19 protein-coding genes and 2 pseudogenes are annotated in these 22,921 nt (G+C 72.7%); 12 read left to right on the top strand and 9 right to left on the bottom strand.

What is annotated here, in order from left to right:
• The first annotated feature begins 1 nt into the window (after nucleotide 1).
• Both E4N63_RS09700 and meaB read left to right on the top strand, forming a co-directional pair.
• The gene (locus E4N63_RS09700; protein ID WP_043459663.1) at nucleotides 2–1,177 is read left to right on the top strand and encodes an acetyl-CoA C-acetyltransferase; all 1,176 of its coding nucleotides are present in this window, start codon (nucleotides 2–4) and stop codon (nucleotides 1,175–1,177) included.
• Between the two features lie 62 nt (nucleotides 1,178–1,239).
• Complete coding sequence (meaB, locus tag E4N63_RS09695; protein WP_019706344.1) at nucleotides 1,240–2,196, top strand: methylmalonyl Co-A mutase-associated GTPase MeaB; 957 nt, start codon at nucleotides 1,240–1,242, stop codon at nucleotides 2,194–2,196.
• A 322-nt stretch (nucleotides 2,197–2,518) separates the two neighbouring features.
• Here the strand turns inward: meaB and E4N63_RS09690 are convergent, their stop codons facing one another.
• The gene (locus tag E4N63_RS09690; protein WP_230240424.1) at nucleotides 2,519–3,346 is read right to left on the bottom strand and encodes a PepSY domain-containing protein; all 828 of its coding nucleotides are present in this window, start codon (nucleotides 3,344–3,346) and stop codon (nucleotides 2,519–2,521) included.
• Between the two features lie 106 nt (nucleotides 3,347–3,452).
• Here E4N63_RS09690 and E4N63_RS09685 point away from each other — a divergent pair, with 106 nt between their 5' ends.
• On the top strand, nucleotides 3,453–4,112 hold the full coding sequence (locus E4N63_RS09685; protein ID WP_125625677.1) for a response regulator transcription factor: 660 nt from the start codon (nucleotides 3,453–3,455) through the stop codon (nucleotides 4,110–4,112).
• Nucleotides 4,112–5,572 (top strand): cell wall metabolism sensor histidine kinase WalK, encoded by a 1,461-nt coding sequence (locus E4N63_RS09680; RefSeq protein WP_125625678.1) that lies wholly within the window; start codon nucleotides 4,112–4,114, stop codon nucleotides 5,570–5,572. The genes E4N63_RS09685 and E4N63_RS09680 overlap by 1 nt, the downstream gene beginning before the upstream one ends.
• A gap of 10 nt (nucleotides 5,573–5,582) precedes the next feature.
• Here the strand turns inward: E4N63_RS09680 and E4N63_RS09675 are convergent, their stop codons facing one another.
• The 4 genes from E4N63_RS09675 to E4N63_RS09660 all read right to left on the bottom strand — a co-directional run bounded on the left by E4N63_RS09675 (nucleotide 5,583) and on the right by E4N63_RS09660 (nucleotide 8,261).
• Complete coding sequence (locus tag E4N63_RS09675; protein ID WP_043459671.1) at nucleotides 5,583–6,056, bottom strand: MarR family winged helix-turn-helix transcriptional regulator; 474 nt, start codon at nucleotides 6,054–6,056, stop codon at nucleotides 5,583–5,585.
• Between the two features lie 134 nt (nucleotides 6,057–6,190).
• Nucleotides 6,191–6,976 carry an AIM24 family protein gene (locus tag E4N63_RS09670; protein WP_125625679.1) on the bottom strand — a complete coding sequence of 262 codons (786 nt, stop codon included), beginning with the start codon at nucleotides 6,974–6,976 and terminating at the stop codon, nucleotides 6,191–6,193.
• A complete protein-coding gene (locus E4N63_RS09665) occupies nucleotides 6,973–7,623 on the bottom strand; it encodes an AIM24 family protein (RefSeq protein WP_125625680.1) in 651 nt (216 codons plus the stop codon). The genes E4N63_RS09670 and E4N63_RS09665 overlap by 4 nt, the downstream gene beginning before the upstream one ends.
• Nucleotides 7,623–8,261 carry an AIM24 family protein gene (locus tag E4N63_RS09660; protein WP_125625681.1) on the bottom strand — a complete coding sequence of 213 codons (639 nt, stop codon included), beginning with the start codon at nucleotides 8,259–8,261 and terminating at the stop codon, nucleotides 7,623–7,625. The genes E4N63_RS09665 and E4N63_RS09660 overlap by 1 nt, the downstream gene beginning before the upstream one ends.
• A 254-nt stretch (nucleotides 8,262–8,515) precedes the next feature.
• Here E4N63_RS09660 and E4N63_RS09655 point away from each other — a divergent pair, with 254 nt between their 5' ends.
• Nucleotides 8,516–8,860, top strand: coding sequence for a DUF3817 domain-containing protein (locus tag E4N63_RS09655; protein ID WP_125625946.1), 345 nt, complete (start codon nucleotides 8,516–8,518; stop codon nucleotides 8,858–8,860).
• A gap of 46 nt (nucleotides 8,861–8,906) precedes the next feature.
• Here the strand turns inward: E4N63_RS09655 and E4N63_RS09650 are convergent.
• A pseudogene (locus E4N63_RS09650) lies at nucleotides 8,907–9,958 on the bottom strand (helix-turn-helix domain-containing protein).
• A 164-nt stretch (nucleotides 9,959–10,122) separates the two neighbouring features.
• Here E4N63_RS09650 and E4N63_RS09645 point away from each other — a divergent pair.
• The 7 genes from E4N63_RS09645 (at nucleotide 10,123) to E4N63_RS09615 (ending at nucleotide 17,323) form a co-directional block, all read left to right on the top strand.
• Entirely contained in the window at nucleotides 10,123–10,632 is a 510-nt protein-coding gene (locus E4N63_RS09645) for a MarR family winged helix-turn-helix transcriptional regulator (RefSeq protein ID WP_043459688.1), read from the top strand.
• Between the two features lie 78 nt (nucleotides 10,633–10,710).
• Nucleotides 10,711–11,043 carry a DUF3817 domain-containing protein gene (locus E4N63_RS09640; RefSeq protein ID WP_043459691.1) on the top strand — a complete coding sequence of 111 codons (333 nt, stop codon included), beginning with the start codon at nucleotides 10,711–10,713 and terminating at the stop codon, nucleotides 11,041–11,043.
• Nucleotides 11,044–11,128: 85 nt separating this feature from the next.
• Nucleotides 11,129–12,829: a methylmalonyl-CoA mutase gene (locus E4N63_RS09635; protein WP_125625944.1), complete on the top strand. Its 1,701-nt coding sequence runs from the start codon at nucleotides 11,129–11,131 to the stop codon at nucleotides 12,827–12,829.
• Nucleotides 12,830–13,037: 208 nt separating this feature from the next.
• Nucleotides 13,038–14,009 (top strand): tetratricopeptide repeat protein, encoded by a 972-nt coding sequence (locus tag E4N63_RS09630; protein WP_230240423.1) that lies wholly within the window; start codon nucleotides 13,038–13,040, stop codon nucleotides 14,007–14,009.
• 756 nt (nucleotides 14,010–14,765) lie between these two features.
• On the top strand, nucleotides 14,766–15,401 hold the full coding sequence (locus tag E4N63_RS09625) for a DUF6230 family protein (RefSeq protein WP_043459700.1): 636 nt from the start codon (nucleotides 14,766–14,768) through the stop codon (nucleotides 15,399–15,401).
• Between the two features lie 88 nt (nucleotides 15,402–15,489).
• On the top strand, nucleotides 15,490–16,011 hold the full coding sequence (locus E4N63_RS09620) for a DUF6114 domain-containing protein (RefSeq protein ID WP_019709967.1): 522 nt from the start codon (nucleotides 15,490–15,492) through the stop codon (nucleotides 16,009–16,011).
• Nucleotides 16,012–16,084: 73 nt separating this feature from the next.
• Nucleotides 16,085–17,323, top strand: coding sequence for a hydrogenase expression protein HypF (locus tag E4N63_RS09615; RefSeq protein WP_230240422.1), 1,239 nt, complete (start codon nucleotides 16,085–16,087; stop codon nucleotides 17,321–17,323).
• Nucleotides 17,324–17,475: 152 nt separating this feature from the next.
• Here E4N63_RS09615 and pyk read toward each other — a convergent pair whose 3' ends face one another.
• The 3 genes and pseudogenes from pyk to pta all read right to left on the bottom strand — a co-directional run.
• A complete protein-coding gene (gene pyk / locus E4N63_RS09610; protein ID WP_125625940.1) occupies nucleotides 17,476–18,900 on the bottom strand; it encodes a pyruvate kinase in 1,425 nt (474 codons plus the stop codon).
• A 108-nt stretch (nucleotides 18,901–19,008) separates the two neighbouring features.
• On the bottom strand, nucleotides 19,009–20,193 hold the full coding sequence (locus tag E4N63_RS09605) for an acetate kinase (protein ID WP_308188778.1): 1,185 nt from the start codon (nucleotides 20,191–20,193) through the stop codon (nucleotides 19,009–19,011).
• Between the two features lie 346 nt (nucleotides 20,194–20,539).
• Nucleotides 20,540–22,630 (bottom strand): annotated as a pseudogene (gene pta, locus E4N63_RS09600) (phosphate acetyltransferase); the annotation flags it as partial.
• Between the last annotated feature and the right edge of the window lie 291 nt (nucleotides 22,631–22,921).

Here is a 22,921-nt window from a genome sequence, read left to right as displayed (position 1 = left end):
TGTGATCGTCGCAGGGGCCCGCACGCCCATGGGGCGTCTGCTCGGTTCCCTGCGCAGCTTCACCGGCGCCGACCTCGGCGGGGTGGCCATCAAGGCCGCCCTGGACCGGGCCGGCATCGGCGGCGACCAGGTGCAGTACGTGATCATGGGGCAGGTGCTCCAGGCGGGCGCCGGCCAGATCCCCGCCCGGCAGGCGGCCGTGAAGGCCGGTATCCCGATGAACGTCCCCGCGCTGACCGTCAACAAGGTCTGCCTCTCCGGCCTGGACGCCATCGCCCTGGCCGACCAGCTCATCCGCGCCGGTGAGTTCGACGTGATCGTGGCCGGCGGCCAGGAGTCCATGACCAACGCCCCGCACCTGCTGCCGAAGTCCCGCGAGGGCTACAAGTACGGCGCGGTGCAGGTCCTCGACTCGATGGCGCTCGACGGGCTGACCGACTCCTTCGAGAACGTCGCCATGGGCGAGTCCACCGAGAAGCACAACACCCGGCTGGGCATCGGCCGCGCCGAGCAGGACGAGATCGCGGCCGCCTCCCACCAGCGCGCCGCGGCCGCGCAGAAGAACGGCCTCTTCGAGGCGGAGATCACCCCGGTCGAGATCCCGCAGCGCAAGGGCGACCCGGTGATCTTCTCCCAGGACGAGGGCATCCGCGCCGAGACCACCGCCGAGTCGCTGGGCAAGCTGCGGCCCGCCTTCGCCAAGGACGGCACCATCACCGCCGGCAGCGCCTCGCAGATCTCCGACGGCGCCGCCGCCGTGGTCGTCATGAGCAAGGCGAAGGCCGAGGAGCTGGGCCTGGAGTGGATCGCCGAGATCGGCGCCCACGGCAACGTCGCCGGTCCGGACAACTCCCTGCAGTCCCAGCCCGCCAACGCGATCAAGCACGCGCTGGACAAGGACGGCCTGACGGTCGACGATCTGGACCTGATCGAGATCAACGAGGCGTTCGCCGCGGTCGCCGTGCAGTCCATGAAGGACCTCGGGGTGACCTCGGAGAAGGTCAACGTCAACGGCGGCGCCATCGCCCTCGGCCACCCGATCGGCATGTCCGGCGCCCGCGTCGTGCTCCACCTGGCGCTGGAGCTCAAGCGGCGCGGCGGCGGCACCGGCGCGGCGGCGCTGTGCGGCGGCGGCGGCCAGGGCGACGCCCTGATCGTCCGCGTCCCGGGCAAGTGACCCGCGGCCCCCGCCGCGCCCGGCGGGGCCCGAAGAGATCCACAGAGACGGAGCAGTGACCGATGGCCGACGTCCCCACCCTGGTCGAGCAGGCGCGGCAGGGCCGCCCGCGTGCCGTGGCCCGGCTGATCTCACTGGTGGAGGGGGCGTCGCCGCAGCTCCGTGAGGTCATGGCCGCCCTCGCGCCGCTGACCGGCAACGCGTACGTGGTCGGGCTGACGGGCTCGCCCGGGGTGGGCAAGTCCACGTCCACCTCGGCGCTGGTCAGCGCGTACCGCAGGGCCGGGAAGCGGGTCGGGGTCCTCGCGGTCGACCCCTCCTCCCCGTTCTCCGGCGGCGCGCTGCTGGGCGACCGGGTGCGGATGGGCGACCACGCCTCCGACCCCGGCGTCTACATCCGCTCGATGGCCACCCGCGGCCATCTCGGCGGGCTGGCCTGGGCCGCCCCGCAGGCGATCCGGGTGCTCGACGCGGCCGGCTGCGACGTGGTCCTGGTGGAGACCGTCGGCGTCGGCCAGTCCGAGGTCGAGATCGCCTCACAGGCCGACACGAGCGTGGTGCTGCTGGCCCCCGGCATGGGGGACGGCATCCAGGCGGCCAAGGCCGGGATCCTGGAGATCGGCGACGTGTACGTGGTGAACAAGGCCGACCGGGACGGGGCCGACGCCACCGCCCGGGAGCTCAACCACATGCTCGGCCTGGGCGAGGCGCGGTCGCCGGGGGACTGGCGTCCCCCGATCGTCAAGACGGTCGCGGCCCGGGGCGAGGGCGTCGACGAGGTCGTCGAGGCGCTGGAGAAGCACCGGGCCTGGATGGAGGAGCGCGGCGCGCTCACCGAGCGGCGCCGGGCCCGCGCGGCCCACGAGGTGGAGACGATCGCGGTGACCGCGCTGCGGGAGCGGATCGGCGACCTCCGCGGCGACCGGCGGCTCGGCGCGCTGGCCGAACGGATCGTGGACGGCACGCTCGACCCCTACACGGCCGCGGACGAGCTGGTCGCCGGGGTCACCGAGAGCTGACGAACCCCGGCCCGGGGCAGGGCCCGGCCCGGAGCGGGGCCGGCGGCCGGTGCCACCGGACGGCCGCCGCGCTCGGGGCGCGGGGCGACAGAGCACGACGAACGGCGGCGCCGGTCCGTGCGGGACCGGCGCCGCCGTTGTCGTGGGGTGGCCGACGTTGCACGGTGACGGGCCGGGCCGGGCCGGGCCGGCCGGGCCCGGCTCGGCCGGGGTGTGGCGGGGGCCGGTCTCAGGGCCCGTCGGCCCGGGCGGGGCGGATGCCGTGCCGCAGCCGTGTGCCGGGACCGGGTGCTGTGTCCGGTGACCCGGGTCGCGGACTGGTTCAGCCGTCGGAGCGGCTGTCGTCCCGGTCGTCGTCCTTCCGGTCGTCGTGCTTGTCGTCCTCCCGGCCGTCCCCGTCGTCGTCCCGGTCGTCCCGGCCGTCGCGGTCCTCGTCCTTCCCGCTGTCCCGGTCGTCCCCGCCGCGGGCCTCCCGGCCGTCCCGGTCGTCGCCGGAGTCCTGGGCGGCCGCCCCGGCGCCGGTGGCCTTCCCGGTTCCGGCGTCCACCCGTACCTCGCGCTCCGTGCCGTCCTTCGCGAGGATCTCGACCTCCCACGCGCCGTCGCGGCCGGTGTCCCCGTCGTCGTCCCGACCCTCGAACTCGACCGAGGTCACCGTGCCGGGCGTCTGCTTCACCGCGGCACCGGCGGCACCGCCGAGGTCCGTGGCGGCCCGCCGGAGGGACTCCCGCTCGCCGCGGTCACCGCCGTCCTCGTCCCCGTCCTCGTCGTCCTCGGCGACGCCCGTCACCTTGCCGCTGCCCGCGTCCACCCGGACCTCGTACCAGGTGCCCTTCCGGCCCAGCACCTCGATCTCCCAGACCGGCCGGTCGTCCTCGTCGTCCAGTTCGGCCGAGGCGGCGGTGCCGGCGCGGGCCTCCAGCGCCGCGCGGACGGCTTCGGCCACGGTGGTCCGCGCGGTCCCGGCCCGTTCCCGGTCGTCGCCGCCGGACCGTCCGGAGTCCTCCGAGCCCTCGCCGGCCGCCGCGCCCGGCCGTGACGGCGCGTCCCCGGCCGCCCCGCCGTCCCCGGCGGCTGCCACGGCCGCGGCCGCTCCGCCGCCGGCCAGGACGGTGGCGGCGACGGCCGCGATGACGATGTTCCGCTTCATGCGTTGCCTCCCGTGTCGGTGTGGTGCCCACCGTGCCGGGACGATGCTGAAGCCCCGCTGAAGCCACCTGAAATCTTCTTCAGGCGGGGTGCGCGAGACTGGACTCGTGCGCCTGCTGATCGTGGAGGACGAGAAACGGCTGGCTCTGTCGCTGGCCAAAGGGCTCACGGCGGAGGGCTTCGCCGTGGACGTCGTCCACGACGGCCTGGAGGGGCTCCACCGGGCGCTGGAGGGAGTCCACGACCTCGTGGTGCTCGACATCATGCTGCCCGGGATGAACGGCTACCGCGTGTGCGCCGCGCTGCGCGCCGCCGGTGCCGAGGTCCCGATCCTGATGCTGACCGCCAAGGACGGCGAGTACGACGAGGCGGAGGGCCTCGACACGGGCGCCGACGACTATCTGACCAAGCCGTTCTCCTACGTCGTGCTCGTGGCCCGGGTCCGGGCGCTGCTGCGGCGGCGCGGGCGCACCGCGTCCCCGGTGCTGACCGCGGGGCCGCTGACCGTGGACACCGCGGCCCGCCGGGTGCGGCGCGGGGACGAGGAGATCACCCTCACCGCGAAGGAGTTCGCCGTGCTGGAGCAGCTCGCGGTGCGGGCGGGCGAGGTCGTGTCCAAGAGCGAGATCCTGGAGCACGTCTGGGACTTCGCCTACGAGGGCGACCCCAACATCGTCGAGGTGTACATCAGCACTCTGCGGCGCAAACTCGGCTCCTCCCGCATCGCCACCGTGCGCGGGGCCGGCTACCGGCTGGTGGACCGGTGATGAGGAGCGTACGGGCGAAGGCCGCGCTGGGCGCCACGCTCGTCGTCGCCGTCGCCCTGGTCGCCGCGGGGGCAGCCGTGCTGTGGGTGCTGCGGGACAACCTGCTCGGCCGGGCCGATCTGGAGGCGCGGCTGGCGGCCCGGGAGATCGCCTCCCAGGTGGCCGCGGGACGGGCGTACGGGAGCCTGGAGCTGCCGGACCGCGGGCAGCCGGTGCAGGTGGTGGACGAGGACGGGCGGCTGCGCGCCGCGAGCGAGGGGCTGGAGGCGGTGACCGGCACCGGCAGCGCCCGCGTCACCCCCGAACCCGGGCCGTCCCCGACGGGTGACGATGACGACGACCGCGACGACGACCACGGCGGTCGCGGCGACGATGACGACGACCCCGGAAGCGGCGAGGTGTCGGAGAGCGCCGGGACCCGTTCCGGCACCGCCACCGTGGACGGCGAAACGGCCGCCTACCGCTTCGCCTCGGTGGAGGCCACCACCCCGCGGGGCGAGACCCTGACCGTCCACGCGGGCGCCCCGCTCGCCACCGAGCAGGAGGCGGTGGGCACGGTCCGCACGGCGATGCTGGCGGGGCTGCCGCCGCTGCTCGCCGTGGTGGCGGCCGCGACCTGGCAGACCACCCGGCGCGCCCTGCGCCCCGTGGAGGGCATCCGCCGCGAGATGGGCGCGATCACGGCCTCGGCCGATCTCTCCCGCCGGGTGCCGGTGGCCCGCTCCGGTGACGAGGTCGAACGGCTGGCGCGGACCACCAACGAGACCCTGACGGCCCTGGAGTCCTCCGTGGAGCGGCAGCGGAAGTTCGTCGCCGACGCCTCGCACGAACTGCGGAGCCCGATCGCCAGCTTGCGCACCCAGCTGGAGGTGGGGGAGGCGCACCCGGAGCTGCTGGACGTCCCGGGCGCCGTCGCCGACACCGTACGGCTGCAGGCACTGGCCGCGGATCTGCTGCTGCTGGCCCGGCTGGACGCGGGGGAGCGCCCGCCGGACCGGGTGGTGGACCTCGGGACGCTGGTGCGGGAGGAGGTCGCGCAGCGCCGGGACCGCCTTCCGGTGCGGGTGGCGGTGGAGTCGGAGTGCGAGGTCACCGGGTCGCGCGGCCGGCTGGCGCAGGTGCTGGGCAATCTGCTGGACAACGCGCGGCGTCATGCGCGCCGCGAGGTGGGCGTCTCGCTGCGGCGCGACGGTGCCTGGGCGGTGCTGGAGGTGTCGGACGACGGGCCCGGGGTCCCCCCGGACCAGCGCGAGCGGATCTTCGAACGGTTCGTCCGTCTCGACGACGCGCGGAGCCGCGACGACGGCGGGGCCGGACTGGGCCTCGCCATCGCGCGGGACATCGCGCTGCGCCACGGCGGCACGCTGGTGGTGGCCGACGGCGCGGTGTTCCGGCTGCGGCTGCCGCTCGCCGGGGTCTCCGTGAGCGGCAGCGGCCCGGACGCCGGGTCCGGGCGGTGACCGGCGGCGGTCAGCCGGCGCGCTGCTCGCGGAGGTGCTCCGCGACCGGGGTGAGCGTCTCGCGCAGGGCCGTCAGCTCCGCGGGGGGCATCAGGTCGATGAAGTGCCGCCGTACGGACGCGACGTGGTGCGGTGCGACCTCCCGCATGACCTGCGCTCCGTGGTCGGTCAGAACGGCGTAGAGCCCTCGGCGGTCGGACTCGCAGTTCTCCCGCCGGACCAGGCCCGCGTTCTCCATGCGGGTGATCTGGTGGGAGAGCCTGCTCTTCGACTGGAGGGTGGCGCCGGCGAGATCACTCATTCGCATCCGCGATTCCTCGGACTCGGAGAGGTTCACCAGGATCTCGTAGTCGTTGATGGTCAGGCCGAACGGCTGCAGATCCTTCTCCAGTTGGTGCATCAGCAGTTTGCTGACGTCCAGGTGGGTGCGCCAGGCACGCTGTTCCTCATCGCTGAGCCAGCGGGTGGCCGTCTCGGTCTCCATATGAATATTCTACCTATTAAAGTTGAAATACGGACCAATGGCGGACTGCTTGCTTCGCACCGCCCCCGGTGTTCCCTCGTGCAACTGCTCGGTGCGGGCACGCGTTCGAAACGTTACACTCCGGAGACCCGCGTTTACAGTCCGAAGCGGCGCTGGAGTCCTCCCAGGCCGCCCGGCAGCTGGGGAAGTTGGGGAGCCGGGGAGCCGGAACCCGGGCCGCCGGAGGGGCCGCCGCCGGGGACGCCCGGTTCCCCCGGGACGGCGCCGGTGGCGAGCTCGTCCATCAGCTGCTCGGTGGACTGCAGCAGCACCTGCCCGGCCCCGGTGAACTCGAACTGGTGCTCCTCACCGGAGGCCCCGCCGAGCCCGGTCAGGGCGCGTACGCCGCCCAGCACCCCGCGCAGATAGCCGTGGTCGTAGTGGTGGCAGGGGGAGGGGCAGTCCGCCCAGCCGACGAGCGCCTGCGGATCGACCCGGATGGGCGGCTCCACGAAGACCACCGGGCCGTTCGACGCGGCCACGAACTTCCCCGTCCCGATCAGGGTGAGAAAGCCCGGGATGATCGACTGCTTCAGCGACAGCCCCGGCTCGAAGGCCAGCAGATTGCCCGACCGGACGGTGAGGTTGCCGTCCTCCAGGTCGTAGGAGTTGACGTCGAAGGCCCGGTCGGCGAGGAGCATCCTGCCCCGGCCCTCGGCCACCACCCAGTCCGCCGCGTGCAGCGGGGAGTGGAAGCTGCCGGCGACCAGCCGGTCGAGGCGGCCGTGGCCGACACCGTCGAAGGCGATCTCGCCGTAGTAGGCGATCATCTTGCCCTTCTGCAGGAACCACTGGCCGTTCAGGTCCACACAGAAGGTGTAGTCGTTGACGTTGTCGTCGGCCGGCAGGGTCTGCGGGTCGAAGACGGCCGGACCGGTCACAGCTTCTCCTCCGATGCCTGGACGAACACCGCGCCGGTGCCCGAGAGTTCGAGCTGGAAGGCCTCTCCCGAGCCGCGGCCGACCATGTCCCGCCAGCCCAGCGCCGTGGAGAGCTTGTTGCGCAGGTTCCCGTGGTGGGCGACGTACGCCTGCGGGTCGACGTGCACCGGACGGTCCGGGGAGACCGGCAGCTCGATGACGCCGCCGTGCGCCATCACCGCCACCGAACCGTGCCCGCTCAGGGTGGTGGTGAAGAGCCCCTGGCCGGTGACCTGGCCCCGCACCATGCCCATCACCCCGCCCTGCGAGCCCAGGAAGACCGGCTTCTGCTGCAGCGTTCCGTCGAAGGCCAGCAGCCGGTCCGCCTCCACGTGGAGGGTGTCACCGGCGAGCTCGATCACCTGGATGTGGTGGCCGCCGTGCCCGAACATCACCGTGCCGTCGCCCTCGACCGTCATCAGCGGCGCCGCCTCGCCCGCCACCCGGCGGCCGATCATCGACATCACCCCGCCCTGGCCGCCCGCCATGCTGGGGGTGAAGCTGACCTGCCCCCGGTAGGCGAGCATCGCGCCGCGCTGGCTGAACAGCCGCTGCCCGGGCGTGATGCGCGCCTCGACCATCTTCGAGTTGATCTCCCGGAACGGCATCAGAGCTGCCCCCCGACCGTGTTGCGCTCGCTGGGCTGCACATAGACCAGCCCCTCGCCCTCGAAGCGGATCTGGAACGACTCCCCGGAGCCCTCGCCCAGCACGGTGCGGAAGTTCACACCGGACTGGAACTCCTGCCGCAGCTTGCCGGTGTGGGCGACGTACGCCCCCGGGTCCACCCGCAGCGGATACGCCGGCGACACCCGCAGCACCACCGCCGGCCCGTCGGACATGATCGCCGCCTGGCCCGTGCCCTCGACCACCGTCGTGAACAGGCCGTTGCCCTGGGCCGCCCCGCGCAGCCCGGTGAAGGTCGTGCCGGTGCGGAGCCCGGCGTCGGCCGCGAGCAGATTGCTCGCCTCCACATGGAGCGTGTCGCCGTGCAGCGGGACGAGGGTGATCTCGGTGGCCCGGTCGGCGAACCAGCAGGTCCCCTGCCCCCGCACCTCCATCAGCTCCATCTGCTCACCGGTGAGCCGGCGGGTGACCATGCCGCGCAGGCCCTCGCCGCCTCCGCTCAGCTTCTTGAAGTCCATACGGCCGTCGTAGGCCACCATCGCGCCGTTCTTCGCCTTGACGGCCTCTCCGGCCAGGTCGACGGCGAGTACTTTGCTGCCTTGCAGTCGGAATTGCGCCACAGCCCCGACCGTATCCGCCCCGGGGGAGTACCGACAGGGGATCTCCCGTACGAGGACCGGCCCGCGGGCCGTAGGGAATGTCACACCGGCCCACCCGGGCGGCCGTCGGCCCGGCTCGGCTGTCAGAATGGACCCCCTTGTGCGGGCGTTCACAAGCCGCTCGCCGCATGGCGCCCCCGGACCAGGCCCGCACCCCGGGGCCCGGTCCCACCCCGATCCCAGCCCCCGTTCCGCCCGGAAAGAGGTTCCCGCCCGTGGACATCAAGACTGCATCCGCCGTCCGCCGACTCCGCCTGGTCTCCGCCGTGGAGGCGGTCTCCTACCTGCTGCTGCTGGTCTGCTCGGTGCTCAAGCGCACCACCGACTTCAACGCGGTGCCGGTGATGGGCGCGATCCACGGTGTGCTGGTCATCCTTTTCCTGCTCTTCCTGGCCGACGCCTGGAACCGCACCAAGTGGCCGGTGAAGCAGCCGCTGGTCTACTTCGTGCTCTCGCTGATCCCGGTCGGCGGCTTCTGGGCCGAGCGGATGCTGCGCCGCGAGGAGGAGGACGGGGTCATCGCCGCCCGGGCCCGCGGCGAGGGCGTCGTCAACGCCTGAGGCGGTTCCGCCGGTCGCGGAGGCCGGATCCGTCCTCCATGGGTTGTCAGCCCGCGGCCAGCGCGATCCCGAGCGGCGTGCGCTCGTACAGCACCTGGTGGCCGTAGCGGTGCGAGGTCAGCAGGCCCGCGTCGCGCAGCGCCGAGAGGTGCGCCGAGACGGAGGAGGGCGCCAGGCCCAGCCGGCGGGCGAGTCCCGTGGTGCTCGCCGGCTCCTCCAGCGCGGTGAGGACGGCCGCGCGGCCCCGGCCGAGCAGCCGGGAGAGCACCTCCGGCGGCTGTTCGGCGGAGGCGGATTCCCACAGCCCGCCGAGGCCGCGGGCCGGGTAGACCAGGGCCCGGTCCCACGGCACCCCGGCGCCGGCGGCCGGGCCCGGCCGGCAGAAGACGCTGGGGACGAGCAGGAGGCCCGTCCCGTCCGCGCCGTGCGTTCCCTCGGCGCCGTCCGTGCCGCCCGTCCGGTCTGTCCCCTCCGCGCCGTCCGCGCCGTCCGTCCCGTGCTCAGGAGATTCGGCGTGCGCGACCGTCAGCGTGCCGTCGCTCCAGGACACGTCCGGGTGGAGTTCGGCGAAGAGTCCCTCCGGCCCACCGCCGGACAGCCGCCGCGCGTGGAAGGCGGCGTCGGCCTCCAGCAGGGCGTGCAGCGGCGGCCAGTCCGGCTCGATCAGCGCCCGCCAGGCCAGCTCCAGCAGGTCCGCCAGTTCCTTGACGGCCCGGCCGGGGTCCTCCAGCATCCGCCGTCCGCGCAGGCTGACGGCCGCGCCCGGGGTCGCGTCCAGCGCGCGTTCCAGCTCCACCCGGGCCACGGCCGGGTCCGTCGCCCGGACCCGGGCCAGTTCGTCCTCGATCCGGGTGTACGGGTCGGCGGGGCGCGGGGCGAGGAAGCGGGGCCGCAGCCGTGGGCCGGGGTCAGCAGCGACAGCGGCGCCAGATTGAGCCCGGAGGCCGCCACCTGGATTCTGCGCAGCCAGGGAAGCCGGGCGCCGGGCGGGCCGGGGCGGTCCAGGGCGCGCACGGCGCTCCGCGTCTCCCACAGCGGGGAGACCGCGAACCGGCAGTGCGGCGCGTCGTCGGGCCCGCATCGCAGATGGAAGGGCATAGGGTCCGCCTTCTCCGCCAGGTTTTCGTTCCTGTCCGAAAGCATGTCGGGGATGATCTACCCCGAGGGCGGGGGCACATGCCCGGCCGGTCTTCCCGCACACCGGGTTGACCGGTATGCGGGACGGGGCTGACCACCATATGACCGGCCGGTAAGGTCGAGGCGTGCCGAAGCCGCTCAGCCTGTCGTTCGACCCGATCGCCCGAGCCGACGAACTCTGGAAGCAGCGATGGGGATCCGTACCGTCCATGGTCGCCATCACCTCGATCATGCGAGCCCAGCAGATCCTGCTCGGGCAGGTGGACGCCGTCGTCAAGCCGTACGGCCTCACCTTCGCCCGGTACGAGGCCCTGGTGCTGCTCACCTTCAGCAAGGCCGGCGAACTCCCCATGTCCAAGATCGGTGAGCGGCTGATGGTCCACCCCACCTCCGTCACCAACACCGTCGACCGGCTGGTCCGCTCCGGTCTGGTGGCCAAGCGGCCGAACCCCAACGACGGCCGCGGCACCCTCGCGACCATCACCGACAAGGGGCGCGAGGTCGTCGAGGCCGCCACCCGCGATCTGATGGCGATGGACTTCGGGCTGGGCGTGTACGACGCCGAGGAGTGCGCCGAGATCTTCGCGCTGCTCCGCCCGCTGCGCGTCGCGGCCGGCGACTTCGAGGAGGAGTGAGCGCGGGCCGCCGGCCCGGGTCCGGGCGGAGCCGGGGCAGCGGCGGGCTCGCCGCGGGCTCCGGTTAGGCTCGACGGCATGAAGAAGAGCGTGCTGACCCGGTACCGGGTCATGGCCTACGTCACCGCCGTCATGCTGCTGGTCCTCAGCACCTGCATGGTGTTCAAGTACGGCTTCGGCCGCGGCGAGGACCTCACCTTCGTGGTGTCCCAGACGCACGGCCTGCTGTACATCATCTATCTGATCTTCGCCTTCGACCTGGGCTCCAAGGCCAAGTGGAGCTTCGGCAAGCTGCTCTGGGTGCTGCTCTCCGGCACCATCCCGCTCGCCGCCTTCTTCGTCGAGCGCAGGATCACCCGTGAGGTGGAACCGCTCGTCACGGACGGCACACCGGTGGCCGCCGAGGTCTAGAGCGGCCGGGCGCCGCGGGGGCGGCGGTCCCGCTTCCCGCGGCCTGCCGTCGACAGATAGTAGGACGTCCAAGTAAATTGGGGGCATGGACTCCGACGCTCTCGAAGAAGGCCGCCGCCGCTGGCAGGCCCGGTACGACGCGGCCCGTAAGCGGGACGCAGACTTCACCACGCTCTCGGGCGATCCGGTCGACCCCGTGTACGGCCCGCCCCCGGGCAGCACCGTGCCCGGGTTCGAGCGGATCGGCTGGCCCGGGGAGTACCCCTTCACCCGCGGTCTCCACCCGACCGGCTACCGCGGCCGCACCTGGACCATCCGCCAGTTCGCCGGCTTCGGCAACGCCCGGCAGACCAACGAGCGCTACAAGATGATCCTGGAGGCCGGCGGCGGCGGCCTCTCGGTGGCCTTCGACATGCCGACCCTGATGGGCCGCGACTCCGACGAGCCCAAGTCGCTCGGCGAGGTCGGCCACTGCGGCGTCGCCATCGACTCCGCCGCCGACATGGAGGTCCTCTTCCAGGACATCCCGCTCGGCGACGTCACCACCTCCATGACGATCAGCGGCCCCGCCGTCCCCGTCTTCTGCATGTACCTCGTCGCCGCCGAGCGGCAGGGCGTCGACCCCGGCGTCCTCAACGGCACGCTGCAGACCGACATCTTCAAGGAGTACATCGCGCAGAAGGAGTGGCTCTTCCAGCCCGAGCCGCATCTGCGTCTCATCGGCGACCTGATGGAGCACTGCGCGCGGAACATCCCCGCGTACAAGCCCCTCTCCGTCTCCGGCTACCACATCCGCGAGGCCGGCTCCACGGCGGCGCAGGAGCTCGCCTACACCCTCGCCGACGGCTTCGGCTACGTCGAACTGGGCCTCTCCCGCGGTCTGGACGTGGACGACTTCGCACCCGGCCTGTCCTTCTTCTTCGACGCGCACCTCGACTTCTTCGAGGAGATCGCCAAGTTCCGCGCCGCGCGCCGCATCTGGGCCCGCTGGATGCGCGACGTCTACGGGGCGAAGACGGAGAAGGCGCAGTGGCTGCGCTTCCACACCCAGACCGCCGGGGTCTCGCTCACCGCCCAGCAGCCGTACAACAACGTCGTGCGGACCGCGGTCGAGGCGCTCGCCGCCGTCCTCGGCGGCACCAACTCCCTGCACACCAACGCCCTCGACGAGACCCTGGCGCTCCCCTCGGAGCAGGCCGCCGAGATCGCGCTCCGCACCCAGCAGGTGCTGATGGAGGAGACCGGTGTCGCCAACGTCGCCGACCCGCTCGGCGGTTCCTGGTACGTCGAGGCGCTGACCGACCGGATCGAGGCCGACGCCGAAAAGATCTTCGAACAGATCAAGGAGCGCGGCCGGCGGGCGGTGCCCAACGGCGAGCACCCGATCGGGCCGGTCACCTCCGGCATCCTGCGCGGCATCGAGGACGGCTGGTTCACCGGCGAGATCGCCGAGGCCGCCTTCGCGTACCAGCGGGCGCTGGAGAAGGGCGACAAGAAGGTCGTCGGCGTCAACTGCCACACCGGCTCCGTCACCGGCGACCTGGAGATCCTGCGGGTCAGCCACGAGGTCGAGCGGGAACAGGTCCGGGCGCTCGCGGAGCGCAAGGCGGCCCGTGACGACGGCGCGGTCCGGGCCGCCCTGGACGCCATGCTCGCGGCGGCCCGGGACGGCGGCAACATGATCGAGCCCATGCTGGAGGCGGTACGGGCCGAGGCCACGCTCGGCGAGATCTGCGGCGTGCTGCGCGAGGAGTGGGGCGTCTACACGGAGCCGGCCGGCTTCTGACCGCCCGGCCCGCCGGAGTCGCGGCCGGACGGCGGCGCGGTGGATCCCTTGCGGGGCCGGGCCCGGGTGACGGGCCCGGCCCTCCGGCCGTTCGTCCCCGCCGGTCCGCCGAGCCCGCCGGGGCTCCGGCGGCCGTACGGGCGGCCGGATCCGCGCGCGGTCTCACGGCGCTTTTCCGATCGGCGCCCGGAGAGGGGAGGATGTACCCATGCAGCCACGGAACATGTCCATGAGTGGAGTGGTCGACCTCGCCGCCGTGAAGGCCGCCGGGGAGGCCAGGCAGAAGGCGGAGCAGGCGCGCGCCGAGGCGGCCCGCGAGGGCCGGACGGCTGCCGCGCCTCCGGCCGCCGTGATCGATGTCAATGAGGCGGATTTCGAGCGGGAGGTGCTCCAGCGGTCGGCCCAGGTGCCGGTCGTCATCGACTTCTGGGCCGAGTGGTGCGAGCCCTGCAAGCAGCTCAGCCCGGTGCTGGAGCGGCTGGCGGCGGAGTACGGCGGCCGCTTCGTCCTGGCCAAGGTCGACGTCGAGGCCAACCAGATGCTCTTCCAGCAGTTCGGAGTCCAGGGCATTCCCGCCGTCTTCGCCGTCGTCGGGGGGCAGGCGCTGCCGCTGTTCCAGGGGGCGGCCCCCGAGGCGCAGATCCGGCAGGTGCTGGACCAGCTGATCCAGGTGGCCGAGGAGCGCTTCGGCATCGTCGGCGAACCCCTCGGGGCGGGCGAGGAGGGCGCGGCCGAGCAGCCCGCTCCCGAGCCGCCCGCGGGTCCGTACGACGCGGCGCTCGCGGCGGCGCACGAGGCGCTGGACACGGGCGACCTGGGCGGCGCGGTCCAGGCCTACCGGAACGTCCTCAGCGACGACCCGGCCAACCCGGAGGCCAAGCTCGGCCTGGCCCAGGCGGAGCTGCTCCAGCGGGTGCAGGGCGCGGACCCGCAGGCCGTGCGGAAGGCCGCGGCCGACAACCCGGCGGACGTGGACGCCCAGATCGCCGCAGCCGATCTCGACCTGGTCGGCGGGCACGTCGAGGACGCCTTCGGGCGGCTGGTCGAAATGGTCCGGCGCGCCGCCGGTGACGAGCGGGAGCGGGCGAGACTGCGTCTGCTGGAGCTCTTCGAGGTCATCGGTGCGGACGACCCCCGGGTGACCAAGGCCCGGACCGCGCTGGCGCGCGTGCTGTTCTAGGCACGGGTCCGGGCACGGCCCGGAAGGACGGGCGCCGGATCGCGTCCGCGCAGGTGGGAAGGGTGACAACGCGGGGCCGGACGGCGGCCGCCGGTGGGGAGACCCCCGCGGGTGGCCGCCGTCCGGCCCCGCTGTGCCGCCCGCCCCCGTGCCGGTGCCCGGCCGGTACGGCACCCTCCGGAGCCGCCGGTGGCCGGGCTCGCGTTGCCGGATGTCCGGATCTCCACACCTCGGAGACCGTACTTTGCCAAAACTTGGTGATTGCCCCCGCTGTTACTGCTAGTAAGAGAGGGGCGTTCCTTCGTCCGGTTCTGTCCGGTCATTCCGGAAGTGCCGTGACGAAACGCGACGACCGACAGTGCCGGATCCGGGCGGTCCGGACCGCCGCCCGTCATCTGCTCATTACTCGCAAGTAATGAACCCCTTGTGTGACAGACGGATATGCACCACGATCGGCCACGCTCGGTCTCGTCCCGCAGTACCGCATCCAGCCGGTGCCACGGAACGGGTCCCCACCGGGCAGGCCGGCGTGGGTGATGCCGGCCTTGGACAGGGGGGTACCCGCCGCGGAGCGGGTCCTGTCCAGGAGGTTGCGCGAGAGCGTGGCCAGTGGTTGTCGCTCGGGGGTGATCGCCGGGTTTCGGACACGTTTCCGTCTCCGAGACGGCGCTCTCCTTTCCGAGGACGTAGCACTTCTCCCATCCCAGGCCAGGGGCTCCCCCGGCCGGAGATGTACGTCCGAGAAGGAGGAAAGTCATGGAGTCCCAGGTGCGTGGCGGGACCAGATGGAAGCGGTTCGCCGTGGTGATGGTGCCCAGCGTGGCGGCCACCGCCGCGGTGGGTATCGCGATGGCGCAGGGCGCGCTGGCGGCGTCCTTCAGCGTTTCCGGGCAGTCTTTCAAGGTGACGGCCGACCACCTCGAAGGTGAAGGCTTCGTCCAGTACGGCGCGATCGCGCAGGGCAAGACCCTGGAGGGCAAGGACACCGCCCACCCGGTCGCGGTCTCCGCGTTCAAGCACGCCGAGATCACCAACATGTGCCAGTCGGTGGTCACGCCGGGCATCCCCGGTCTCGGCTCGGTGTCGCTGCAGCTGAAGGCGGGCGGCAACGGCACCGCCGTCGCCGCCGACAACCTCTACATCGATGTCGCCGACCTGAACGCCGACGCGACGTTCAAGAACATCAACATCGGTGTCGCCGCCGGGTCCAGCACCAAGGGCCCCGGCATGAAGGGCGGCAAGGAGCAGGCGAACCCGTTCGGATTCGCCCAGGAGGCCGACAAGGCCGTCCTGAAGAACGTGAAGCAGACGGCCTGGGCGACCAGCGCCGGAACCTTCAAGCTGAGCGGCCTCTCGATGAAGCTGCACAGGGGCGTCAAGGAGTGCTACTAAGCACTCGCCCGGGCGGGCGGGGGCTTTACCCCCCGCCCGCCCACTTCCTCACTTTTTGAGCAATGCCCGTACCAGGGAGCTGTTTTCCATGAGCGCCGAGTCACCGGGTCCGAGCGGCCGATTCCACTACTGGAGGCTTCGTTTCCGCGTCTGGCGTGGCAACCGGCCCTTCTGGGCGGGCCTGCTGACACTGCTGGGCGGACTGCCGATCGCGTACTTCCCGTACGCGAATCTCACCGTCGGACAGCTGACGATCCGTATGGCGACCACGGCGGGCGCGGGCTCGCTGGTCATCGGGGTTCTCCTGGTCGTCCTGGGCCTGACGATGTGGTACCAGTCCGTCGCCAAGACCTTCGCCGGCGTCGCGGCGATCATGCTCGCACTGGTCTCGCTGGTGGTCTCCAACATCGGAGGCTTCCTGCTGGGCTTCCTGCCCGCCCTCATCGGCGGTGCCCTGGCCATCGCCTGGGCGCCCGGCAAGAAGCCCGAGGAGGAACCCGCACCCCGGAGGGTGCCGGAGAGCGAGGACGGTGCCTCCGCGCCGGAACCGGCCGCGGCCGGCGTCTGGGCGGACGAAGAATCCGAGAAGGGGAGGCACCGTGCGGGCTGACGAGGCTCGGCTCGACGGCGAGAGCCGCCGTCGCGCAGCGGAGGGGCCGCGCCACGCGGCCCCGAGAAAGTCGATGCTCACCCGTTTGCACATGCCCGCCGGCCGGGCGATAGCCCTGGCGGCCATGCCGACCGCCGTGCTCGTGGGCATGGGACTCAGCACCCCGCTGGCCCAGGCCGACCCGCAGCCCAAGTTCAAGCCGGGCAAGTGCGTGTCCCAGCCCGACGAGCCGGACGAGGACGCCAAGGCCGCCGAGGACGGGAAGACGGACGACCGGGCCGCGGGTGAGAAGGACGGCGCCGCCGGGCCGGAAGCGCCCGAGCCGGCCCCCGAGCCGTCGTCCGGCAGCGCGCCGGAGCCGGAGCCCGCCCCGAGTGCGGAGGACGGCGGATCCGCGGAGTCCTCCGAGGCGTCCGGACCCCCGGCCGAGGAGACGCCGGAGCCGGAGCCGTCCCCGTCGGAGTCCGAGACGAGGAACCCGCTCGACCCGCTGGGCATCGGTGAGAAGATCAACGACTTCTTCACCGGCGGCGGCGACAAGGAGGAGACCGCGGAGCCCTCGGCCACCGCCTCTCCGAGCGCCAGCCCTTCGGCGGAGCCCTCCGCGGACGCGGAGGAGCCCGCGGACTCGGCGCGCGAGAGCGCCGGCCAGGCCGTGGACGAGGTCGCGGACGCCGCCGGATCGGCCGCCGGGACGGCGGAGGAGAAGGCCGGGGAGGCTGCGGAGAAGGCCGGGGAGGCCAAGGAGGCCGCGGAGAAGGCGGCCGGGGATGCCAAGGACGCGGCCACCCCGTCCCCCTCGCCGACAGCCGAGGACGGCCTGCAGCCGTTCCCCTGCCCCGAGTACGACGCCCAGGCCCTGGCCGACGCGGAGGTCGACCCGACCCCGGCCCTGCTGCCCGACGAGCCGTGGATCCTGGAGAGCAGCAAGCTCTCGCTGCACGGCCTCGACTACCAGGGCATCGTCAAGGTCAGGACCTGGAGCGGCAAGGTCAAGGAAGTCCTGAAGTTCACCGCCACCAGCGTGGACATCCGGGACCTCCACCAGATGGTCCAGGCCCCCGGCGGCAGCACCACCCATGTGAAGGCCGCGGAGGGCAGCAACTCCACGATCCGGGGCGGCACGGTGACCATGTACACGGAGGAGCTCAAGGGCAACCTCCTGGGCATCATCCCGATCACCTTCAGCCCCAAGAGCCCGCCGCCGCTGAACCTCCCCGAGGTCTTCTTCACCGGTGTGAAGGTCACCCAGGCCGGCCAGTTCGGCGGAGACCTGACGGTCCCCGGCATGAAGATGTACGACGGAGGCTGAGACGGAACGCCACACCGCACCCCGGGCACGGTTACCCCGCTCCCGGAGCCGCGAGACGACAGGTGGGCCGCCCCCGACGGGGCGGCCCACGCTGCGTGGTGCGGGGGGACGGGTGCGGCGCGGAGCCGGTGCCCGGCCCGGGTAACCGGGTCTCAGCCCTGGGCGCCCAGGTGGTGGACCCGGACCATGTTGGTGGTGCCGGGCACGCCGGGCGGGGAGCCCGCCGTGATGATCATGGTGTCGCCCTCGTTGTAGCGGTGCAGCTTGAGCAGTTCCGCGTCGACGAGGTCCACCATCGCGTCGGTGTTGTCGACGTGCGGGACGACGTAGGTCTCGACGCCCCAGCTCAGCGCGAGCTGGCAGCGGGTCGCCGGGTCGGTGGTGAAGGCGAGGATCGGCTGGCTCGCCCGGTAGCGGGACAGCCGGCGGGCGGTGTCACCGGACTTGGTGAACGCCACCAGCGACTTGGCGCCCAGGAAGTCGGCGATCTCGCAGGCCGCGCGGGCCACCGAACCGCCCTGGGTGCGCGGCTTCTTGCCGGGCACCAGCGGCTGGAGGCCGCGGTTGAGCCACTCCTGCTCGGCCTCCTCGACGATGCGGGACATCGTCTTGACCGTCTCGATCGGGTACTTGCCGACCGAGGACTCGGCCGACAGCATCACCGCGTCCGCGCCGTCCAGGATCGCGTTGGCCACGTCGGAGGCCTCGGCGCGGGTCGGCCGCGAGGAGTTGATCATCGACTCCATCATCTGCGTGGCGACGATCACCGGCTTGGCGTTGCGGCGGCACATCTCCACCAGCCGCTTCTGCACCATCGGGACCTTCTCCAGCGGATACTCGACGGCCAGGTCGCCACGGGCGACCATCACGCCGTCGAAGGCCATCACGACCTCCTCCATGTTGGCGACGGCCTGCGGCTTCTCCACCTTGGCGATGACGGGGACCCGGCGGCCGACCTCGTCCATCACCCGGTGCACGTCGCGGACGTCCGACGCGTCCCGGACGAAGGACAGCGCCACCATGTCGCAGCCGAGCCGGAGCGCGAACCTCAGGTCCTCGACGTCCTTCTCCGACAGCGCCGGCACGTTCACCGCCACGCCCGGCAGGTTGATGCCCTTGTGGTCGGAGATGACCCCGCCCTCGATGACGATGGTCCGGACGCGCGGCCCCTCCACCTCCGTCACCTGCAGCGCCACCGCGCCGTCGTTGATGAGGATGGACTCGCCCTTGGAGACGTCCGCCGGCAGGCCCTTGTAGGTGGTGCCGCAGATGGACTTGTCGCCCGCGACGTCCTCGGTGGTGATGGTGAACTCGTCCCCGCGGACCAGCTCGACCGGGCCCTCGGTGAAGGTCTCCAGCCGGATCTTCGGCCCCTGGAGGTCGGCGAGCACACCGACCGCCCGGCCGGTCTCCTCCGACGCCTTCCGGACGCGGTGATACCGCTCCTCGTGCTCCGGGTGGCTCCCGTGGCTCATGTTGAAGCGGGCCACGTTCATACCGGCCTCGATCAGCGACTTCAGCTGCTCGTAGGAGTCGACGGCTGGGCCCAGGGTGCAGACGATTTTGGAACGGCGCATGGGGGCCATCCTATCGGGTTTGTTTCGGAGCGGAATATTCCTGTCCTGATCCTGTGCTGACGCTGCCCGGCCGCCGTCCGGAACTCCGGTGAGCGGGTGCGGCCGTGTTCAGTCGCGTACCGCACCGACCAGCGCGTATGCCTGTGTCGCGATCTCCAGTTCCTCGTCGGTGGGGATCACGGCCACGGCGGTCCTGCTGCCGCCGGCCGAGATCAGCCGTGCGGACGACCCGCGCAGCGCGTTGCGCACCGGGTCGAGTGCGATGCCCAGAGCCTCCAGCCCGCGCATGGCCGCCTCCCGTACGGCAGCCGAATTCTCCCCGACGCCCGCCGTGAACGCGATGATGTCCACCCGGCCCAGGACGGCGGTGTACGCGCCCACGTACTTCCGCAGCCGGTGGACGTAGATCTCGAACGCCAGCCCGGCCGCCCGGTCCCCCTCGGCCATCCGGCGGCCGATCTCCCGCATGTCGTTGTCCCCGCACAGGCCGAGCAGACCGCTCCGCTTGTTGAGCAGGGTGTCGATCTCGTCCGTGGACATCCCCGCCACCCGGGACAGATGGAAGATCACGGCCGGGTCCAGATCGCCCGAGCGGGTGCCCATCACGAGCCCCTCCAGCGGAGTCAGGCCCATCGACGTCTCCACGCACACCCCGCCCGCGACGGCGGACGCGCTGGCGCCGTTGCCCAGGTGCAGCACGATGGCGTTGACCTCGGCGGGCTCCCGGCCCAGCAGCGCGGCGGCGGCCCGCGAGACATAGGCGTGCGAGGTGCCGTGGAAGCCGTAGCGGCGCACCCCGTGGGCGTCGGCGGTGGCGGTGTCGATCGCGTAGCGGGCCGCGTGCTCGGGCATCGTCGAGTGGAACGCGGTGTCGAAGACGGCGACCTGCGGCAGGTCCGGGCGCAGCTCCCGGGCCACCTTGATGCCCTGGACGTTCGCCGGGTTGTGGAGCGGGGCGAGCGGGATCAGCTCCTCGATCCCCGCCACCACCTCGTCGGTGATCCGCGTCGGCTCGGTGAACCGGGTGCCGCCGTGCACCACGCGGTGGCCGACGGCGGCGAGATCGGGGGAGTCCAGACCCAGCCCGCGCTCGTCCAGTTCGGCCGCCGCCTGCCGCAGGGCGGCCGCGTGGTCGGCGACGGGGCCTTCACCGATCCGCTCCACCAGCCCGGAGGCGAGCCGCACGGCACCCGTGCCGTCCGGGCCCGTCCCGGCTGTGCCCCTGCCGTCCGCTCCGGTCCGGCCGGCCATGTCCAGGAGCTGGTACTTGACCGACGAGGAGCCGGAGTTGATGACGAGGACGCGGGTGGCCGCCGGACGGTCCGCCGCGGTTGCGGTGCTGCGGGCCGGACCCGCGGAATCGGTGCTCACTCGGGGCGCGCCTTCTGCGTCCGGGGGTCCGGGGTGTGTGGGGCCGGGGCTCCTGGGGCCGGGTTTCCCGGGGATTCTCGTTCCGGTGGGCGCTCTCCGCCTGGTGCGTGATCTCCTCCGATCCGGCGTCCGCGCCGCCAGGAGCCGGAGCCGTGCCCGTGCCCGTTCCCAGGGCCCGCGGCGACCGCCGCGGCTCCAGGGCCGGCTGCGCCGCGTCCGCTGCTGCCGGGGGCGCGGGCTGTGCGGCCGGTGTCGGCTGCGCGTCCCCCGCCGCCTGCCCGGCCGGGACGCTCCGCTCCTGGGCCTGGATGGCCGTGATCGCCACCGTGGTGATGATGTCCGGCACCAGGGCGCCGCGCGACAGGTCGTTCACCGGCTTGCGCAGCCCTTGCAGGACGGGGCCGACCGCGACGGCGCCCGCGGACCGCTGGACCGCCTTGTAGGTGTTGTTGCCGGTGTTGAGGTCGGGGAAGACCAGCACCGTGGCCCGCCCGGCGACCTCCGACCCGGGCAGCTTCGCGGCGGCCACGGTGGCGTCCACGGCGGCGTCGTACTGGATCGGCCCCTCGACCATCAGGTCCGGCCGCCGCCGCCGCACCAGTTCGGTGGCCTTGCGCACCTTGTCGACGTCGGCGCCGTGGCCCGAGGTGCCGGTGGAGTACGAGAGCATCGCGATCCGCGGCTCCACGCCGAACTTGGCGGCCGTACCGGCCGACTGGATGGCGATGTCGGCGAGCTGCTCGGCGTCCGGGTCCGGGTTGACCGCGCAGTCGCCGTAGACGAGCACCCGGTCCGCCAGGCACATGAAGAACACCGAGCTGACGATGTGCGCGCCCGGAGCGGTCTTGATGATCTCGAAGCCGGGGCGCAGCGTCGCGGCGGTGGAGTGCGCGGCACCGGAGACCATGCCGTCGGCCAGCCCCTCCTGGACCATCAGGGTGCCGAAGTACGAGACGTCGGCGACCACGTCGTACGCCAGCTCGTAGTCGGCGCCCTTGTGCGCCCGGAGCTTGGCGTACAGCTCGGCGAAACGCTCCCGCAGCGGCGAGGTGCGGGGGTCGATGAGCTGGGCGTCCGCCAGGTCCACGGTGAGTTCGGAGGCGCGCCGGCGGATCGTCTCCGGGTCGCCGAGCAGCGTCAGGTCGCAGATGTCGCGGCGGAGCAGGACGTCCGCCGCGCGCAGTACCCGCTCCTCGGTGCCCTCGGGGAGGACGACGCGGCGGCGGTGCGCCCGGGCACGTTCGATCAGCTCGTGCTCGAACATCATCGGCGTGACGCGGCTGGAGCGGGCCAGCGAGATCCGGGAGGTCAGGTCGGCGGTGTCGACGTGCCGGTCGAAGAGGCCGAGTGCGGTCTCCGTCTTCCGCGGCGACCAGGCGTTCAACTTGCCTTCCAGCGCGAAGAGTTCGCCCGCCGTGGGGAAGCTCTTGCCCGGTACGGAGACCACGGGCGTGCCCGGTGCGAGCCGTTCGGCGAGCGCCATGATGTCCGGCCCCGGCCGCTCGTCGAGGGTGAGCAGCACCCCGGCGATGGGCGGTGAGCCGGCCGCGTGGGCGGCGAGCGCACCGATGATCAGGTCCGCCCGGTCCCCGGGGGTGACCACGAGGGCGCCCTCGGTGAGCGCGGCGAGGAAGGTCGGCATCATGGCGCCGCCGAAGACGAAGTCCCGGGCGTCCCGGGCGAGTCCGGCCGCGTCGCCGAGCAGCACCTCCGCGCCCAGGGACTGCACGATCTGCTGCACGGTGGGCGCGGAGAGCGAGCTGTCCTCCGGCAGGACGTAGCAGGGGACGGGCAGCTTGGCGGCCAGCCCGGCCGCGATCTCCCGCTGCTCGGCGGGGTTCACCCGGTTGGCGATCATGGCGACGACGTCGCAGCCGAGGGAGTCGAAGGCGGCGTACGCGTTGTGCACCTCCGCCCGTACGGACTCGGCCGGCTGCTTCTGCCCGCCGACGACGGCGATCAGCGCGGCGCCGAACTCGTTGGCGAGCCGGGCGTTGAGGTTGAGCTCCGCGGGGACGCCCGTCTCGGCGTAGTCGGTGCCCAGGACGAGGACGAACTCGTAGTCCCGCGCCATGGCGTGGAACTGGTCCACCAGATGGGACACCAGTTCGTCGGTGCCGCGCTCCGCCTGGAGGGCGGCCGCCGCCTCGTAGCCCATGCCGTAGACCGACCCGGAGTCCTGCAGCAGCCGGTAGCGGGCGCGGAGCAGTTCGAAGAGCCGGTCCGGTCCGTCGTGCACCAGCGGGCGGAAGACGCCCACCCGGTCCACGTGGCGGGTCAGGAGCTCCATCACCCCCAGCTCGACGACCTGGCGGCCGTCGCCCCGGTCGATCCCGGTGACGTACACGCTGCGCGTCACGCGTGCTCTCCGTTCCTCGCTCGTCCCGGCCGGTCCCGCCGGGTTCACGCCTCGTTCTCGCTCGCGGCTGCCCGTCCCGCTGGTGCCCCATGCTTCCGGGCCGCCGCCCCCGTGCGTACGAAGACCGGCACGGGGAAGCCTCACCGGCCCGCGGGGTGGCTAACCCCCGCGTGGCGAGCGCTCGTCTTGACACTATCCGTACCGATCGGTAAGGCGCTCGTCCGGACGGCTGGAAGCGTCACCGGTCCGCCGGGCGTGGAACAATCGGATTGACACATCCGTATCTCCCCC

The organism is Streptomyces sp. MNU89, assembly GCF_020982505.1.
GTDB classification, from domain to species: domain Bacteria; phylum Actinomycetota; class Actinomycetes; order Streptomycetales; family Streptomycetaceae; genus Streptomyces; species Streptomyces xinghaiensis.
Note: the sequence above shows the minus strand (reverse complement) of the source record. Positions and strands in the feature narration are given on the sequence as shown.

Coding starts and splice junctions, on each gene's coding strand:
- meaB (WP_019706344.1), top strand. CDS start 1,240: ATGGCCGACGTCCCCACCCTGGTCGAGCAGGCGCGGCAGGGCCGCCCG.
- E4N63_RS09690 (WP_230240424.1), bottom strand. CDS start 3,346: ATGAAGCGGAACATCGTCATCGCGGCCGTCGCCGCCACCGTCCTGGCC.
- E4N63_RS09680 (WP_125625678.1), top strand. CDS start 4,112: ATGAGGAGCGTACGGGCGAAGGCCGCGCTGGGCGCCACGCTCGTCGTC.
- E4N63_RS09675 (WP_043459671.1), bottom strand. CDS start 6,056: ATGGAGACCGAGACGGCCACCCGCTGGCTCAGCGATGAGGAACAGCGT.
- E4N63_RS09665 (WP_125625680.1), bottom strand. CDS start 7,623: ATGCCGTTCCGGGAGATCAACTCGAAGATGGTCGAGGCGCGCATCACG.
- E4N63_RS09640 (WP_043459691.1), top strand. CDS start 10,711: ATGAAGAAGAGCGTGCTGACCCGGTACCGGGTCATGGCCTACGTCACC.
- E4N63_RS09635 (WP_125625944.1), top strand. CDS start 11,129: ATGGACTCCGACGCTCTCGAAGAAGGCCGCCGCCGCTGGCAGGCCCGG.
- E4N63_RS09630 (WP_230240423.1), top strand. CDS start 13,038: ATGCAGCCACGGAACATGTCCATGAGTGGAGTGGTCGACCTCGCCGCC.
- E4N63_RS09625 (WP_043459700.1), top strand. CDS start 14,766: ATGGAGTCCCAGGTGCGTGGCGGGACCAGATGGAAGCGGTTCGCCGTG.
- E4N63_RS09620 (WP_019709967.1), top strand. CDS start 15,490: ATGAGCGCCGAGTCACCGGGTCCGAGCGGCCGATTCCACTACTGGAGG.
- E4N63_RS09615 (WP_230240422.1), top strand. CDS start 16,085: ATGCTCACCCGTTTGCACATGCCCGCCGGCCGGGCGATAGCCCTGGCG.
- pyk (WP_125625940.1), bottom strand. CDS start 18,900: ATGCGCCGTTCCAAAATCGTCTGCACCCTGGGCCCAGCCGTCGACTCC.